Annotated in this window: 13 protein-coding genes; 9 read left to right on the top strand and 4 right to left on the bottom strand. The window is 33.7% G+C overall.

From position 1 onward, the window contains the following. Positions 1–64: 64 nt before the first annotated feature. The 6 genes from addB to ACMGE6_RS00625 all read left to right on the top strand — a co-directional run bounded on the left by addB (position 65) and on the right by ACMGE6_RS00625 (position 10,928). Positions 65–3,424: a helicase-exonuclease AddAB subunit AddB gene (addB, locus tag ACMGE6_RS00650; protein ID WP_414054079.1), complete on the top strand. Its 3,360-nt coding sequence runs from the start codon at positions 65–67 to the stop codon at positions 3,422–3,424. Continuing rightward, positions 3,405–6,869, top strand: coding sequence for a helicase-exonuclease AddAB subunit AddA (addA, locus tag ACMGE6_RS00645; RefSeq protein WP_414054078.1), 3,465 nt, complete (start codon positions 3,405–3,407; stop codon positions 6,867–6,869). Before addB ends, addA begins: the two co-directional genes overlap by 20 nt. Then, complete coding sequence (locus tag ACMGE6_RS00640) at positions 6,866–7,912, top strand: hypothetical protein (protein ID WP_414054077.1); 1,047 nt, start codon at positions 6,866–6,868, stop codon at positions 7,910–7,912. Before addA ends, ACMGE6_RS00640 begins: the two co-directional genes overlap by 4 nt. Before the next feature lie 56 nt (positions 7,913–7,968). Beyond that, positions 7,969–8,868: a fumarylacetoacetate hydrolase family protein gene (locus ACMGE6_RS00635; protein WP_414044650.1), complete on the top strand. Its 900-nt coding sequence runs from the start codon at positions 7,969–7,971 to the stop codon at positions 8,866–8,868. 150 nt (positions 8,869–9,018) lie between these two features. Next, entirely contained in the window at positions 9,019–9,405 is a 387-nt protein-coding gene (locus ACMGE6_RS00630) for a YisL family protein (protein WP_414044649.1), read from the top strand. Positions 9,406–9,527: 122 nt separating this feature from the next. Continuing rightward, positions 9,528–10,928 carry an alpha-amylase family glycosyl hydrolase gene (locus tag ACMGE6_RS00625; protein WP_414054076.1) on the top strand — a complete coding sequence of 467 codons (1,401 nt, stop codon included), beginning with the start codon at positions 9,528–9,530 and terminating at the stop codon, positions 10,926–10,928. 32 nt (positions 10,929–10,960) lie between these two features. On the opposite strand, the gene ACMGE6_RS00620 is transcribed toward ACMGE6_RS00625, so the two are convergent. Together ACMGE6_RS00620 and ACMGE6_RS00615 are read right to left on the bottom strand one after the other, a co-directional pair. After that, on the bottom strand, positions 10,961–12,274 hold the full coding sequence (locus ACMGE6_RS00620; RefSeq protein WP_414054075.1) for a CoA-disulfide reductase: 1,314 nt from the start codon (positions 12,272–12,274) through the stop codon (positions 10,961–10,963). Positions 12,275–12,284: 10 nt separating this feature from the next. Next, positions 12,285–13,094, bottom strand: a complete 810-nt coding sequence (locus tag ACMGE6_RS00615; RefSeq protein ID WP_414044646.1) for a Cof-type HAD-IIB family hydrolase — start codon at positions 13,092–13,094, stop codon at positions 12,285–12,287. A gap of 110 nt (positions 13,095–13,204) precedes the next feature. Between ACMGE6_RS00615 and ACMGE6_RS00610 the strand changes: the two genes are divergently transcribed. Then, on the top strand, positions 13,205–13,513 hold the full coding sequence (locus ACMGE6_RS00610; RefSeq protein ID WP_414044645.1) for a metal-sulfur cluster assembly factor: 309 nt from the start codon (positions 13,205–13,207) through the stop codon (positions 13,511–13,513). A gap of 62 nt (positions 13,514–13,575) precedes the next feature. Here ACMGE6_RS00610 and ACMGE6_RS00605 read toward each other — a convergent pair whose 3' ends face one another. Continuing rightward, a complete protein-coding gene (locus ACMGE6_RS00605; protein WP_414054074.1) occupies positions 13,576–14,271 on the bottom strand; it encodes a Crp/Fnr family transcriptional regulator in 696 nt (231 codons plus the stop codon). A 172-nt stretch (positions 14,272–14,443) separates the two neighbouring features. Between ACMGE6_RS00605 and clpB the strand changes: the two genes are divergently transcribed. After that, positions 14,444–17,026: an ATP-dependent chaperone ClpB gene (gene clpB, locus ACMGE6_RS00600; RefSeq protein ID WP_414054073.1), complete on the top strand. Its 2,583-nt coding sequence runs from the start codon at positions 14,444–14,446 to the stop codon at positions 17,024–17,026. Positions 17,027–17,054: 28 nt separating this feature from the next. On the opposite strand, the gene ACMGE6_RS00595 is transcribed toward clpB, so the two are convergent. Beyond that, complete coding sequence (locus ACMGE6_RS00595; protein ID WP_414044642.1) at positions 17,055–17,249, bottom strand: YjzD family protein; 195 nt, start codon at positions 17,247–17,249, stop codon at positions 17,055–17,057. An 88-nt stretch (positions 17,250–17,337) separates the two neighbouring features. Here ACMGE6_RS00595 and ACMGE6_RS00590 point away from each other — a divergent pair, with 88 nt between their 5' ends. Then, positions 17,338–18,333, top strand: a complete 996-nt coding sequence (locus tag ACMGE6_RS00590) for a BMP family ABC transporter substrate-binding protein (protein ID WP_414054072.1) — start codon at positions 17,338–17,340, stop codon at positions 18,331–18,333. The last annotated feature ends 40 nt before the right edge of the window (positions 18,334–18,373 follow it).

Genomic DNA, 18,373 nt, shown 5'->3' with positions numbered 1-18,373 from the left:
TATAGGTTTCGTTCGGTTTTTGTATGCAGGATATATCTTAACCAAAAAATTTAGGGGGATGTTTATGACAGTAAGCTTTTTATTAGGTAGACGTGGAACAGGTAAAACACATTTTATAGTTGAATCCATAAAAACAGAATTAATGAAACAGCCTTTAGGTGATCCAATCATTATGATTGCGCCCAGACAAAGCACATTTTCTATCGAACAGGCATTAAGTAAAGATAGCAGAATTAAAGGTAGTATGAGGACTGCTATTTACTCTTTTGATCGTTTATACTGGCGTTTGAAAAGTGAGATAGGAGGACCGGAATTAACGCCGATATCTAAAGCAGGAGTGGAGATGTTGACATTTGAAATGGTGAAACAGCATCAATCCTCATTAAGTCGTTTTCAGACAGCGAGTAATTATTATGGTTTTAGCCAAAAATTAAGCCAGACATTCAGCGAATTAAAGAAGTACAATGTTTCTGCTGAAGATATCAGTGCATTAACTACTGCAGATTTAGAAGTTAGAACAAAAGATAAACTACATGATATAGGTTTGATTTATGAAGCGCTGAATGCAGAGATGAAGAATCAATTTATGCAAGCCGAAGATACGCTTTATCACTTAATTCACCTCATTGAGCAGTCAGAGACAATCAAACATGCAGACATTTATATTGATGGTTTTTACAATTTTACAACTATTGAATACCTGGTATTACTTGCACTGTGTAAGCATGCTAAATCTGTGACCATTGCACTAACGCTTGATCCGCATCAATCAAGTGGATTATTCCGTAAAACTGAAGAAACATTTCAGAGCATTACAGATTATTTAAAGCTACATAATATTAACTATACAGTAAAACAGATGGTTGAAAGTTTTCGATTTAATAATGATGCACTAAAAACTTTAGAGCAATATTTTGATGCATTGCAAATCTCTCATATGTCTGAACAAAAAATTGAAGTGCTGGAAGCTGAAAATGTGCAAAAAGAAGTAAATGCTATCATGCATAAAATTTTTAATTTAGGAAAGAAAGATTATCGATATAAAGATATTGCCATTTTATATCGTGATCCGGCATATGCACGTGCTCTCATTAAACGAGCAGTGAAGATTGGTATACCGTATCATACAGATTATAAAGAAGTAATGCACCATCATCATAGTATTGAATTGATACGTTCATTACTTGGATTCTTTAAAAATACATATCAATTGGATCATTTATTTAGAGCGCTAAAAACCGGATTAATTACTAAACATATTGATCGTGTTGATTTGCAGTTTGTTGATATGCTGGAAAATGTAATGATTACACGTGGTATGAGTTACAAGGATCTGGTGGAAAAAAGAAAACTACAATTTAGTAAGGATGATATGTACTCAACTGAACAATGGGATGCATTTCTTACGTATGTAGATCAGACAGTAGAATTAGTAGATGGTTTGAAAGTGAGTTTAACAACTTCTCTTTTTGCATCAGAATTTGCAACGAATTTATATGAATTTTTATTAAAGATTCAGTTACCGGATTACTTAATGGTAAATCGAGATAAAATGATTGATAGTGGTCATCATTACAAAGCGTTAGAATATGATCAGTTATTAACTGGAATTAATCAAGTACTGGATGATTTTGTCGAAGTACTAAATGATAAAACATTAAAGTATGAAATGATGGCAGAAATACTAGATGTTGGTTTTGAATCTCTGGAATTTAGTGCAGCACCACAAGGGCTTGATCAAATTCAAATTCTTAATATGGATCTTGCAAAAGTTGAAAATAAAAAAATTATCTTTATGTGTGGTTTAAATGATGATATTTTACCGCGTGCAATTCGTGAAGATGCAATTATTACTGACCATGAAAAACAACTTATCTCATCTATTGGAGGTTTGAAACTTGCTCCTTCAGCAGAATTATTAGCTCAAGATGAAAGATTTGTAGCTTATATAGCTATGACAAATGCGACAGATGCGTTGTACTTATCCTATAGTTTAATGAATGAATCCTATGAAGCGATGCGACCATCTTCATTTTTAAAAGACATACGTGAAATATGTCGTATAGAAAATGTTTATACAAACCTATTTTCTCCAGAGGATCAAATTACTACTTTAAGTACAGGTGTCAGTGTAGCTGCACATCATGCGCATGATGAAGCCTGGCATTCTGTCATTGAGTTTTACAAAGCTCATGGATATGATGAAATCTTTGAACTTAAATATTATCGTAATCAAACCACCCCATTACATGATAAGAACGTTGCACGCCTTTATGGCGATGTGATAAAAGCAAGTGTTTCTCGATTTGAAAGCTTTAATCAATGTGCCTTTAAGCATTTCGCAGGTCACGGGTTAAAACTCAGACCACGAGATAATTTTGAATTACAGAGCTTTCATCTTGGAAATATATATCATGAAGTACTGGCATATCTCGGAGAAACATTTAAAGATCAGTTATTCAGTATTTCAAAAGAAGATATACGTCGTACAATCCGTCAATACTTAGCACAACATCTTCCGACTGTTCAATTCGAATTAATGTATTCGAAACACCATTACAGATATATGATTTTAAAGATTGAGGCGATGCTTGTTGATACTTTCAGTATGATTCAGTCGCATCAACAACAAAGCAAATTTAAGATGACTAAATTTGAGACACGCTTTGGCAAAAATGGTGAGCTGGATAGCCAAAAGCTGCAATTAGCATCGGGGCAACAAGTTGAAATCAGTGGTCAGATTGATAGGATAGATATTTTGAATCATGCACATAATGACTATGTTTCTATCATCGACTATAAGTCTGGTGCAACTTCACTTGATCTCAGAAGTGTCTATTATGGTATTCAAATGCAAATGATGACATATATGGATGTTGTACTGCAAAATAAACAACGCTTAGGATTGAAAGAAAATACGCTTCCTGCGGGAATGCTCTATTATCATGTCTATGAACCGAAGCTTAAATTAAATAATAAAAATGAATTATCTCAGGATTTGATTAAAAAACGTGCCGCTGCATATAAGATGGAGGGTTATATCATTGATGATCTTGATTTAGTGTCCTATTTTGATGAAGCGATTGAAGAGACAAACAAGTCTGATATCGTGCCAGTCAGCTTAAAAAAATCAGGGGAATTTACAGCTAACTCTAAAGTATTGCCGGTTGAAGTGATTAATCGCTTTATTGAACATAATCGCAATAATTTTAAATTAACAGCAGACAACGTTTTGTCTGGAGATTGTAGTATAACGCCACTCTATTATAACAATAAATTACCTTGTGACTTCTGTGAATTTAAAGCGGTTTGTCATTTAGATTCAATATTAAATGCACAAGACATACGTGCAATAGATGAAAAGATAGATCCTATAGAAGCAGTAATGAAAGGAGATGAATTCAATGGCGATGTCATGGACTAAGGAACAGCAATTAGCAATTGAAACGAGTGGACAGGACACTTTGGTTTCAGCTGCTGCCGGAAGTGGAAAAACAGCTGTTCTTGTCGAAAGGATAATTAGAAAGATTATTGATAAAGGTATAAATATTGATGAGCTGCTCGTTGTTACTTTTACGAATGCTAGTGCTAAAGAAATGAGAGAGCGCATTCAGTCTAGAATTATCAGTGAGTTGAAAGTAAATCCTACCCGTCATTTGCAACGTCAACTTGTAAAAATTCAGCAGGCAGAAATATCAACGCTTCATCGATTCTGTCTGAATCTTATTGAGAAATACTATTATACGATAGATTTAGATCCAACGTTTAGAACAGGAAATGATGAAGAAGTCTCATTACTACTGATGCAGGCTATTGATGACGTTTTAGAGGAAACATATGAGCATCTAGATGATAATGAGTTAAAGTTAATGCTTCACTTGACAAATGAACGAAGTGACTTTGAATTAAGACAATTGCTTCATAAACTATATTATTTTGCGATAGCTAATAATAATCCATCAGCATGGCTGTCTCAAATCAGAGATTATTACAAACATGCACATATTCATGATGAAAACTTTGAGCGACTATCTAAGTATGTTCATCAGTCACTACAGCAGGCACGACACTTAATCAATAGAGCGCAGTCTAACTGTATCAGTGAAGATTTTGAAAAAACCTATGATTATCTGGATGATATTTATAAAAGACTTCACATACAAGGTGGCTTACAACAGCAATTTGAAGCAGTTCATAAAATTAGTTTTGGCAGAAAACCAGCAGTAAAAACAAAAGATGATCCTGACGCTAAAAGAATGAACGACTTTATTACTAAGGATTTAAATGAAGTGAAAACTATTATTACTAATCTGCAAAATATACTGTATGCGTCTCCAGATGAAATGGCAGAAGATATTCAGTCTATGTATGGAGAGGTAGAAGCATTAACGCAGTTAACTGAAAAAATTATGCTGCATTTTAGTGCATTAAAAAGAGAACGCAAAATTATTGATTTTAGTGATTATGAACATTTTGCCTTAAAAATATTATTAAATAACAATGAGCCTACTGAAATTGCTCTTGCATTACGAGCGCAGTATCATGAAATTCTGGTCGATGAATACCAAGATACCAATCGTGTACAGGAGAGTATTATACAGGCTATTAAAAAGCATCCGGAAAAGCATGGCAATTTATTTATGGTTGGGGATGTTAAACAATCTATTTATAAGTTTAGACAAGCTGAACCTGAATTATTTCTTCAGAAATATGCAGAATTTAAAGCAAATCAGTCAGGTAAAGTGATAGAACTATCCAAAAACTTCAGATCACGTGAATCAGTGATCGATGATACAAATGCAATTTTTGAAAGAATCATGGATGAAAGTATCGGTGATATTGATTATAATGATGACCAAAAGCTTTATTACGGTGCACCATATGATATGAATCGTACATTTACTGAAATGATTGTTTTAAACAAGGAAAATATAGAAGTCGAACACCCTGAAAGTCATTACATTGCACAACGTATTCAGCAGATTGTGAATGAAGAGCTAGTATATGATGTGAAGTTACAGGCATATCGCAAAGCTACTTATAAAGATATCGCTATTTTGGAACGAGGATTTAGTAATGCAGTGACTCATATGCAAGTTATGAAAGCATATAATATTCCATTTCATGTGAGTAGCAAGGAAGGTTACTTTAAAACAGATGAAATTGAAACCATTATGAGCTTTCTTCGAATAATAGATAATCCCTTGCAGGATATTCCTTTAGCAGGTGTATTAAGAAGTATAATTTATCAGTTTACAGCAGATGAATTAGCGACGATAAGAAATCTGGATACTTCTATTTATCTGTATCAGAATTTATTACAGTATAAAGCAATGGGGCATGATGAAGATTTGAAGTTAAAAGTTGCTAAAGTACTGAGTGATCTGGAGGATTATCGTAGTAGTCAGCATTCGATGAGTGTAAGTCAGTTGTTAACTTATATCTATGAGGACACTTATTTGCTTGAAAAATATTTATTGCTCGCAGGTGGACATCAACGCGAAGCTAACCTGAAGAAATTATTAAGTCTCGCTGACAATTTTGAAAAATCAAGTTACCGAGGCGTATCTCAGTTTATTCGATATATCGATAACATGCTTACAAATCAAAAGGACTTTGGTGAAGTGAACATCATTTCAGATGAAGCGGATGTAGTGAAGATGATGACAGTGCATGCATCAAAAGGTTTAGAGTTTCCCTTTGTAATTTATGCAGGACTGAATAAAAAATTTAATTTTAGAGATACAAATGCCGATGTGTTAGTGGATCAATCGATGGGTCTGGCGATAAATTATTTTGATGCCAAAGCAAATGTCGCTTTTCCATTGATGTTAAATGGTTTGTTTAAACATCATCTTAAAATATCTCAAACCTCTGAAGAATTGCGACTGATGTATGTTGCATTTACACGAGCACGTGAGAAACTTATCTTATTAGGCAGTGTGAATTCAGAATCGGCACTTGAGAAATATATGGATGTTGAGATGAATCAAAAGCTAGATCTATTTTATCGATTAAATGCTACATCTCCATTATCTTTTATTCTACCGGCTATTTTGCAGCCGAATCATCCGCTTGATATATCATATCAAGTAATCAATGAAATATCTATGTATGAAGTTGAGGAGACTGCTGACGATATTAAAATGAATCATGCTGATATACATTGGCTGAACGACATAAAAGACTATCGTTATGCATATGTTGATGAATTTAGCTTACCGACAAAGGAAAGTGTGTCAGATATTAAGAAGGCAGAAGCAGAGGATGAGTTAACAACGTGGACGTATATTAACCAATATAAGTTAGGTAAAAAACAGTTTGATCGACCGAAGTTCATGACTGAACAAAAGAAAACACCGCAGGAAATCGGTACGTTAATGCACCTCATCATGCAGCATATTCCTATGCGCGTACTTTCAAAAGATGAACTTACTGATTTCATGGATACACTAGTAGATAGAAATTTAATCTCGTCTCAGGATATTCAGTATATTAATATTGAACAAATCCTTACATTCATGCACACTGAAATATTTCAAAAACTTATACATGCAGAAGAAGTATACCATGAATTGCCGTTCGTTATAGGAAAGCAATATTTAGTTGAAGCACATCCTGATCAATTAGTTCAGGGGATGATTGACTGTGTATTCAAATATAACGGAGAATATTACTTAGTGGACTATAAAACAGATAAAGTTATGACTCGTCTAGGTCGTTCTAGAGAAGAAACCCTTGCATTAATGGCGGATAATTATCGCGTACAAATAAACTATTATAAAGCAGCGTTGGAATCAGTATTAAATCAGGAAATTAAATCATATTTATACTTCTTTGACGGCGGACTCGTAGAGGTGAGCGGATGAAACGAACAATAGTATATGTACTATATGCAATTCCACTTATACTCTACACATTAAGTGTTGCTTTTCTGATGAATCAGCCGATTGAATTGATTAACCCCTTTGAGTATTATAATGAATTTGAGTTACCGACACTTTCTCTATATATAATGATGATTCTATTTATCAGCCTAAGCATGTTTGGTTTCATTTTAGGTAATCGATGTTACATGTTGAGTCAAATAAGTTACAGAACAATCATTATTTTTGCCGTATTAAGCTTTATGATTTGTTTATTTATAACGCGAATGAGTGTATTACCGATGATTGCCGTTGCGCTTATGTTTTTAAAACGGATTAGTCAAAAGCAATTGTCACAACAAAAGCTGTTAAGCTTCACGATTTCAATTTATGCTTCCTTTACGTTTGTCATCATTATTCCTGTTATCATATTATTTCGAGATTATGAATCATTTTTAAATGTTAAGGCATTTCAGGAATTTATCGCTATTAATCATCAACATCAAGCAGGTAAATATATACTGCTAAACATAGATTATTTTGTTCAACACACCCATTATTATATTGCAGCGTTTATACTGTGCATCATACCGGGAGTATTAACAGGAATGTATCACCAGAAAAATGTTTCAACAAGTAATATTTTTATTCAGTCTCTCATGGCACTTATAGCCGGAACATCAGTAAAACTGCTTATTTTCAAGTTTAGCTTCGGTTTTCTGCAATATCTATTATTAATTCTTGGTGCAAGTTTGCAAGGATTGGGGTTAGTATTGATAATATTTATTTGTATCAGATATTTTGATGAATTGACTACCCACCCTCTAAAACAGACAAAGCTCTACATAGGTATGGTTGTTTTAATCGATGTTATAATCTATAGCTTATTTACCGGAATTGGTAAACTACCTTATCCAGCTTCATCATTAATACAACTATTGCAACATTCTTTAATTGTAGCGCTAGTTGTGTCAGTTGTTTATATTGTGTTGAGTCTATGGATAGAAAAAAGTAAAAACAATGACCAGAATAATACAAAAGCATGAAAGATTTTAAAATATTCTGTATAATGAGAACAACAGAGAAGAGGAGTGAAATATAAATGAAGTTTTTAACATTCAAAATCAAGGATAAAGTAACGTATGGGGTTAAAGTTAAAAGAGAAGATGCTGCATGGGATTTGGTAAAAGTGTTTGCAGATTTTAAAGATGGCGACTATCCAAAAACGTTACTAGAAGCATTACAACAAAATAATACGGTGGATTTCCAGGAGCTAGTTCGCGCAACGATCGAGAAAGTTGAAGCATCTGCACATAAAGAAGACTATAAATATGCTTTTACAGATATTCAATTTTTACCGCCGGTTACTCCTACGAATAATGTTATCGCAGTAGGACGTAACTACGCTGAACATGCATCTGAATTAAACAATGAAGTAGATGAGCTTTACGTATTTACAAAAGCGCCATCAAGTTTAATTGGTGATGGTAATGAAATACCTGCACATAGTGATGTTACAAAAGCTCTGGACTATGAAGGTGAGTTAGGTGTTGTCATTGGAAAGTACGGACATAAAATACCAAAAGCAATGGCATTAGACTATGTTTATGGATATACGATTATTAATGACATCACTGCACGTGATCTTCAAAAAGAACATGCGCAAGCTTTTCTTTCTAAAAGTTTAATCGGTGGCTGCCCAATGGGACCATATATTGTAACCAAAGATGAGTTACCGACACCTGAACATGCTAATATCGTAACGAAGGTTAACAATGAAATTCGCCAGGATGGGAACACAAAAGATATGGTATTAAAAATTGATGATTTAATTGCTGAGATATCTAAATACGTTGCTCTTCATCCGGGTGATGTGATTGCAACAGGAACACCAAGTGGAGTAGGTGCAGGGATGCAACCACCTGTATACTTAAAACGTGGAGATGAAATTAAAGTAACGATAGATGGTATCGGAACTTTAATGAATACAGTTGGAGAATAATAGATAAGTTAGGACAACCCTCACCTTTGAGGGTTGTCTTAATTCATTAAAAATATATGCATTATACTTAAATCAGCAGTACATAGTTAACCTATCCTACAAATTTGTGTTAAACTATATGAGTATGAATTATAGATGGGAGGAACTACAATGATAAATGGTATGTTACATTTACACATCATGAGCTGGGTTGTACTATTAATCGTCTTTTTTGCAGCATATGAGAATTTTTCAGATCGTTTAGGACCAAGTAAATATTTTAAACCTTTAATGATGGTATTACGTATCTTTGCTTTACTTACAATTATAAGCGGATGTTTTATCTTCTTTAAATCAATGAACGTAGATGCAATGATGTATGGTTTTAAATTTTTATTAGGTTTAATCACTATTGGCTTAATGGAGATGACTTTAGCACGTAAAAAGAAAAAGAAACCTTCAAGAAACTTTTTCTTCATGGTGATTTTAGCTGCAATCCTTACAATCGGTTTAGGTGCACATTTACCTTTAGGTCCGATTACAGCAATGTTTAAATAATTATTTTTAAGGACCTCTAACTTGAGGTTCTTTTTTTCTTTCGTGAACTTTTTATGAATTTCTCCCCACACCCTTTATATTTTAGTATAATTAAGGTTAACGACTAAAGTGAGGTAAATTAAATGAAAAAAATTGTTACGGTGCTTACTGCATTCATTTTATTATTAACGTTTAATCATCATTCATACGCCGCAAAGCAACAGGACTCACGTATTTATAGTTTAATTATTGACCGATTTATGAATGGGAATGAGGATAATAATAAACATATCCATAACGAAAAAGATGATACATTACCTTACGGTGGAGACTTCAACGGTATTATCAGCAAAATTGATTATATTAAAAAGATGGGATTTAATACGATTCATATTTCACCTGTATTTGAGAAGGATCAAAAAGACTATTTAGGTTACCATGTAAAAAATTATGACAAAATTGATGCAGTGTATGGTGGGGAAAAACAGTTTAAGAAAATGATTCAACTTGCTCATGATAAACATATGAAAGTTATCGTTGATATGCCGACCGTTGCAACGAATGAATTTACTGCAACTAAAGATACTAAGATGAATGATTTTCAGAGTAAGTATTTTAAAGATGTAAAGATAATAGACCTAAACAATGCAGAAAATCAAAAAAAGTATAAAGATGCAATGACAAAGTTTGTGGACAAATATCAAGTGGATGGATTATCAATGTATGCAATGCAGGATGGAATTGATGCACACAAGATATTCCCGGATGGTATTGAAACCATTGCAATTTTAAATGAGGATCTGAAGGTGAATGGATTTGATCACATTCAAAAAAAATCTACCACTTTAAAGCTGGCCAATGCTTTTAAAACAACTGACCAGGAAATACCAGCAAGTTTTGAAAAAAATGAATTGCTTTCAAGTGATAATTTCTTTATGCCTAGATTTACAAACTATGCAGCGAATGAAAATATGTTCCCTGGAACGCGTATTAAGCAACTCATGAGTTATTTAATGATTCAAAAACTACCGATTAGTATGACGTACGGAACAGAAATAGCTATGAATGGTGACAAAACACCGGATATTCATCAGCTATTAGATTTCCGTGTGGAAAAAGAGGTTATTGATTATCTTGAAGTGACGAGCGGTGTGTATAAAAAGTATAATGAAATGTTTAACGGTAAATCCGAAGTTATCTACAATAAAAAAGGGAATCAATTAATTTATTTTGATACTGATAAAGTTGACTTTATCTATAATATTAATAATAGAAGCAAAGCAACCAATATTAAATTAGATAGTAAACGAATCCCTAAAGATAAGATGTTGAGTGGTTTACTGATAGGAGATCGTGTTCATTATAAAGATGATGCATTTTCACTCATCACTAATCGAGAAGAAGCGGAATTATATGCGGTTGTTAAGAACCAGGGATTTAATAATGGTTATTTAATCGCAGCTGGTACAATCATTGTATTGTTTACAGCATTTATTATTGGTGCCTCTCGTAACCGAAAAAAATACTTAGCAAATCAAAAATAGATATAAATAAAAAACCGCTCGTGAGCGGTTTTTTATTTTGCTTTATATCCAAGCATATTAATAATATCTTTTGGACTACTATAGACTGGGCTATATGCAATTTCAATATCTTTTAAATCATCTATTGTGAGATTACCGATGATTGCCGTGGCAATGATATCAATACGTTTATCGACACCTGATTTACCATATGCAGATGCACGGAGTATCTTTCTTGTAGAACGATCATAATAAACTGTAACAGTTAAGGGGTTCGCATTTGGCATATATCCTGCGTGTTGTTTTTGTGTTTGAGTAACAACATCGTAATCAAATTTATCAAGTAGATCCGGTGTTACCCCGACACTCGCAAAAGTATAATCAAATATTCGAATGATATTTGTGCCAAGTAAGCCGTTGAATTTGATCATATCAATTTGCGTGATATTGTGTGCAATAATACTTGCAGCACGATGAGTCCCCCATGCAAGTGCTATCTGGGCAGGATAATCTACATGGCGGTATTTTGTTTGAATTGCATCACCTAATGCATAGATAAATGAGTAATTGGTCTGGAAATGATCATTGACCTTAATATGACCACTTTCAGTTAACTGAATACCGCTTGTTTCAATAAAATGAGTATTCGGTTGTATACCTAATGCTGATATAATCATATCATAATCGAATTTACGACCTGACTTTAGATGAACCTTTTTATCGTCCAGCGATTTTACTTCATCATTCAGTAAGACACGTACCCCGTGTTCTTCAAGAATATCTGGAATATAATCTGTCATCTCTTTATCAACAGATTTTAATAGATGTTCACTACGATGGAGCATCGTAACATTTAACTTTCTATTTTTTAAATTCTCTAATATTTCTAAACTAATATATCCAGCACCAATGACGAGCACATCTTTCACAGCATTACTTTCAATATAATTATGAATTTTATCTGTATCCTCCAGGTTACGCATCGTAAAGACATGTGGCGCGTTAAGCACAGGTAATGTAATTTGAGATGCACCAGGTGAAAGAATCAAATAATCGAACTGATCTTTAAAAGTAGTATTATTTTTAATATCTTTAACAGTTACTTCTTTTTGTTCTGGATCAATAGCGACGACTTCATGATATGTTTTAACAGTAATATTTTTCTCTGATTCAAATTTTTCAGGTGTTGATGCTACCAGATGATTACGTGGACTTACCTCTCCACCTAAATAGTAGGGTAAACCACAATTCGCAAAACTCATATCACGATCTTTTTCGTAGATTGTGATGTCATCATCACATAATCGTCTGATTTGCGACGCAACAGTGGCGCCTCCTGCAACTGCACCTACAACAATAATCTTCATATAAAAACCTCTATTCTATATTAAAATACTGTGCTAAATATTTACCAATACCATCCTCATTATTTGTTGCTGTGATATCATTTGCAACGTGTTTTAAATCATCAATTGCATTACCCATAGCTACGCCCTTGGCTACAAATTTTATCATTTCATGATCGTTATCTTCATCACCGAAAGCAATCGTATTTTCCTGTTTAATATTCAAATAATCCATTGCGATCTGTACACCAACAGCTTTGTTAATACCTTTCTTAACAATCTCGATAACTGGGAAAGGCGCTCCCCAGCGTCGATGTTCCAGATGTTCAGCATACACTTGATCCAGATGTTTATAGATACCAGGTATTTCATTTTCCTCAGCCTGAATCAAAATAGAAGTAGGAGGTTCTTTAATACTTTCCAGTAGATTGCCGACCTCGATAAGGGGATTACCCATGCTGAAACCTTCAAATAAATATTCATCATGGTAATGCAAATACACCTGGTCTTTTACTTCTGCAACGATATTCTGTATTTTTAGATGTGGAATTTTTTCAAATATTTCTCGAGCCACCTGGTAATCTAAAGGCTGATGAAATGTTTCGAACATCATATCCTTAGGGTGATGAACGAAAGCACCATTAAAATTAACGATGGGAGTATCCAGACCAAGCTCTGTATAGTAGATTTGGCTGGCACGATAAGGTCTACCAGTTGAAATCATAAATTTATGACCCAATGCCTGTAGTTTTTTAATAATATCTTTTGTATACGGAGTAATCTCCTGATTTTTATTTAATAATGTACCGTCTAGATCCAGACAAATTAAATGTTGTTCCAAAATAGTAACTCCTTTAATTGATTTTCATTATCAATTGTCAAAATTTATTGATATGAAATGAGAATGATTTTTGATATATTATGATTATAACAAAGAATGAGGTGATATGAATGGATGAAGCAATGAAAGATAGTTTGATGGGTGCTTTGGAGAATGTTATTGACCCTGAATTAGGGATAGATATAGTTAACTTAGGATTAGTATATCACGTTGAAATGGACGATGACGGATTAGTAACAGTTGACATGACATTAACATCAATGGGTTGCCCAATGGGACCACAAATTATTGACCAGGTTAAAACTGCATTAGGTGAACTACCTGAGGTGAAGGACGTAGAAGTTAACATCGTCTGGAATCCAGTATGGTCTAAAGATATGATGAGTCGTTATGCTAAAATCGCTTTAGGTGTTAGCTAAAAACGTAAAAAAAGCTGGTAAGCACCAGCTTTTTTTGTTTGGGTAAATAGTTCGACAGCCTCTTATTCCATTTTACATATATTTATCGGGCAGTTTTCACAATTAATTTGAGCTTTAAGATAATCCAGATCTTTTATCGTTATACGCTTACCCTTTGTAGAAATAATGTCCATAGACTTCAGTTCACTGATGATACGGTTCACACCTTCACGCGTCGTTCCCCCGAAATTTGCTAATTCATTATTCGTCATATCGATTGTAAGCTGTATGCCTTCATCGGTAGCGACTCCATACGTATTAGATAATCTAATCAGTGTTGAATAAACAGCACCTTTTTTTCCTAATGTGTAGAGATCCCTTAACTTGTATTCTTGTTTTTCATTTTCATTTTGAATCCATAGTAACCATTCATAGTTTAATACTTCATCGTTTAAAATAACATTTTCAAATTGTTCTATATCAAGTTTATAAAGTGAAACTTTTGTCTTGGCTTTCGCGAATAATGAGTGTTTCTTCATACCACAAAATAAAGTTGTGGAACCAAATATATTTCTTGGACCAAGTAATTTTAAAGAGAACTCTTTGCCATCTTCTAATACTCGGTGAATCACAACGTTTCCGCTTTTTATCACATATATTGCATTCGCTAAATCTTCAGCTTGATATATATATTGATTTTGATCAAATGTTTCGAGCTTACCTTCTTCTGTAATGTAGTTTATTATACTGATTGGTTCGTGGTATTCAGCTTGTACCATTTGTATCACCCGCACTTTTAATTCATTTTTTTTATTATAGCACACTCAAATTCAGTGTTAATTAAAATATAAAAATGTTTTATTTTTAAGTTTAAATAGTTGTATTTTTACAGCAAGGGTTCTATAATATGATTATAGTCAAAGAAGGTCAAACTATTATTGAGGTGATTTGATGAATATCGATAAAATGACTTATAATGTTCAATCGGCATTGGAATTTGCACAAAATGACGCTGTTGAACAAAAACTGCAAGCGATTGAAGTAGAAAATTTAATGAAGCACTTTGTAAATCAAAGTGACAGTATGTTAAACACAGTATTTGAAAGAAGCAATTTAGATATAAAAGCTTATGAGCAATTAATAATAGATCAGTTGAAAAAGTATCCGCGTGTTGATGGAAATGTTCAATACGGGCAGTATTTAAGTAATGATTTCAGCATGCTGATGAATAAAGCAGAGAGTTTCATGAATGAAATGGATGATCAGTTTATTTCAGTTGAACATATTATTCTTGCTGCAATAGATACCCATCGTTTAACGAAAGAATTTGTCGGCAATAAATCAGAAGTTATCAAAGAAATCATTAATCAAATTAGAGGGGGAAATCATGTGACGACTCAAAACCCGGAAGTACAATATGAAGTGTTAAAGAAATATGGTCGTGATTTAGTTGAAGAAGTTAGAAATGGTAAGATGGATCCGGTTATCGGACGAGATGAAGAAGTTCGTAATACAATTCGTATATTAAGTCGTAAAACAAAAAATAATCCTATTTTAATTGGTGAACCTGGTGTCGGTAAGACAGCGATTGTAGAAGGTTTAGCTCAGCGTATCGTTAAAAAAGATGTACCTGATGCGCTTCTTGATAAAACGATCTTTGAACTGGATTTATCAGCATTAGTTGCAGGTGCGAAATTCAGAGGGGAATTTGAGGAACGTTTAAAAGCGGTATTAAAAGAAGTTAGAGATTCTGATGGAAAAATTATATTATTTATTGATGAAATTCATATGTTGGTAGGTGCCGGAAAAACTGATGGTGCTATGGATGCCGGAAATATGTTAAAACCTATGCTTGCACGTGGTGAATTACATTGTATCGGAGCAACAACATTAAATGAGTATCGTCAATATATTGAGAAAGATTCAGCATTAGAGCGCCGATTCCAGAAAGTTAATGTTGCTGAACCAGACTTAGAAGATACAATTTCGATATTACGTGGATTGAAGGAACGTTATGAAGTGCATCACGGTGTGAGAATTCAGGATACAGCACTGGTTGCAGCAGCTGAATTGTCAGACCGTTATATCACAGACCGTTTCTTACCTGATAAAGCCATTGATTTAGTCGATCAGGCTTGTGCGACAATTCGTACTGAAATGGGCTCAAACCCAACTGAACTAGACGCAGTCAACCGTCGTGTCCTGCAACTTGAAATTGAAGAGAAGGCTTTAAAGAATGAAACGGATACAAAAAGTCAAAGTCGTTTAGCAGAATTACAAAAAGAACTTGCTGATGAAAAAGAAAAACAACAAACATTACAGGCGCGTGTAGAACGTGAAAAAGCACAAATTAGTGTCGTACAGGAAAAACGTGCTGAACTCGATAAATATCGCACAGCACTGGAAGAAGCACAAAGTAATTATGATTTAGGCAAGGCATCTGAATTACAATACGGTAAGATTCCTCAAATCGAAAAAGAACTTGCTGAACTGGAAGACAATTTAATTGAGGAAACAAAAGGTACTGATCGACTTATTCGTGAAGTTGTTACAGAGGAAGAGATTGGATATATTGTTTCACAATGGACTGGTATCCCTGTTAGTAAACTTGTTGAAACTGAGAAAGAAAAATTACTTAAACTATCTGAAATACTACATGAACGTGTTGTAGGTCAGGATGAGGCAGTTGATTTAGTAGCCGATGCTGTAGTACGTGCACGTGCCGGCATTAAAGACCCTAATCGTCCGATTGGTAGTTTCTTGTTCTTAGGACCAACTGGTGTTGGTAAGACTGAGCTAGCTAAGACGTTAGCGAGTACATTATTTGATTCTGAGAAACATATGGTTCGTATCGATATGAGTGAATATATGGAGAAACATGCCGTGTCTCGTTTGATTGGTGCACCTCCAGGCTACATTGGTCATGAAGAAGGCGGACAATTAACAGAAGCGGTAAGACGCAATCCATATACAGTATTATTACTGGATGAAATCGAGAAAGCACATAGCGATGTATTCAATGTGTTATTACAATTACTTGATGAAGGTCGATTAACAGATTCAAAAGGTCGTGTCGTAGACTTTAAAAATACAATTATTATTATGACAAGTAACATCGGTTCTCAATATTTATTAGATGGTATCGAGAATGATGAAATCACATCAGAAGCACGTCAAAATGTTATGGACGCATTGCATTTACACTTTAAACCAGAAATTTTAAATAGAATGGATGATATTGTACTGTTTAAACCACTAAGCAGAAATGATATGACATTCATTGTCGATAAAATTGTACGTGAATTGAATATTCGTTTAACAGGTCGAGGAGTGACTGTTCAGTTAACAGAAGAAGTAAAACAATGGATTGCTGATACAGCTTATGAACCTCAATTTGGTGCAAGACCATTGAAACGTTTTGTCCAAAAAGAAATTGAAACGCCCCTTGCTAGACTTTTAATTAAAGAAGATTATCCTGAAGGTACTACAATTCAGGTGGATAAATCAGAGTCAGGTGTTACCTTTAAAGCATAAAAAAATCGAGCCACACGGCTCGATTTTTTTAATGTTCTTCATGCGTTGGAATCGGTTCATTTGGAATAAGGTGAGCGATAACGATTGCTAGAATTCCAAATACAATTCCGATGATAGTAGCGAACGGTAAATTTAAATCATTGCCGCCACCTAAACTCATTAATACGAAGTTACACATTTGAACTAAAATAAAAGCCCAAACGAAAGTCATGATATATTGCATGTGTTTATCCCCCAAGAAAGATGTTATATTTATTATTATAAAAGAGTATAGTTAAATTGTATACCCCTGACAGTGAAAGGACTAAGTTATGAAAAGATTTCTATTATTTTTAATTGTACTCATATCAGTGCTCGGAACAATTGTATATATAAAAATTCCTAAATATCAGGAAATCAAAAGTATCGGTTTTATTTTTCCTTCTTCTATACATGATCAGACTTGGGGAACTGAAGGCTATAAAGCGATGCTTGATATTGTTCAGGAATATGATACGAACTTTTATATTCAGGAAAATATCGATTCAGATGCCAAAACAAAAGTTGTTCTGGATAAATTAATTCAACGAGATGTCTCGATCATTTATGGGCAAGGTTCTGGGTATGAGAAATTATTTAATGCATATGCAAAAAAATATCCAGATGTACACTTTGTTTTTATGAATGGTGAAAGTAAGCATAAAAATGTCACTGCCTTAAACCTTGAAGGCTATAGTATGGGCTTTTTTGCAGGTTATCTTGCAAGTCATGAATCAAAAACACATCAAGTTGGAGTAATCGGTGCCTTCGAATCACAACCAGAAATCAAAGGTTTTATGGAAGGTGCGCATTTTGAAAATAAAGATACAATCATACAAGCTTCTTTCGTTAAGACATGGGGATACCATAAAGATGCACAACTACTTACAAAAAATATGATAGAAAATGATGTGGATATTTTCTATCCAGCTGCAGATGGTATTAATAGTGAAGTAATGAGTACGGTTAAAGATTATAATTGCAAAGCAATAGGATATATATCTGATCAGAGTTATCTTGGTGATTTTGTTTTAGCAAGTACTATTCAGGATATTTCCGGTCTTTATCAGGATATTGCTAAATCTTATACTGAAGGCAGATTAATTGGTGGTACGAAATATTACGGAATGAAAGAAAATATAACGCAGTTACATGGCTTTTCTCCGTTAGTATCAACGAGTACTCAAGAAAAACTTGAAGCATTAATTGATAAATATAAAGTAACCGATATATTGCCAAATAATAAGAAATCACCTGAATATAAATATAAGGTCTACTTGGAAGGATAAATGATTAACGAGGACTTCATTGAAGTTCTTTTCTTTTTGT

The sequence above is a fragment of the Macrococcus equi genome (assembly GCF_047426745.1).
GTDB classification, from domain to species: domain Bacteria; phylum Bacillota; class Bacilli; order Staphylococcales; family Staphylococcaceae; genus Macrococcoides; species Macrococcoides equi.
This window is presented reverse-complemented; position numbering and strand designations above follow the sequence as displayed.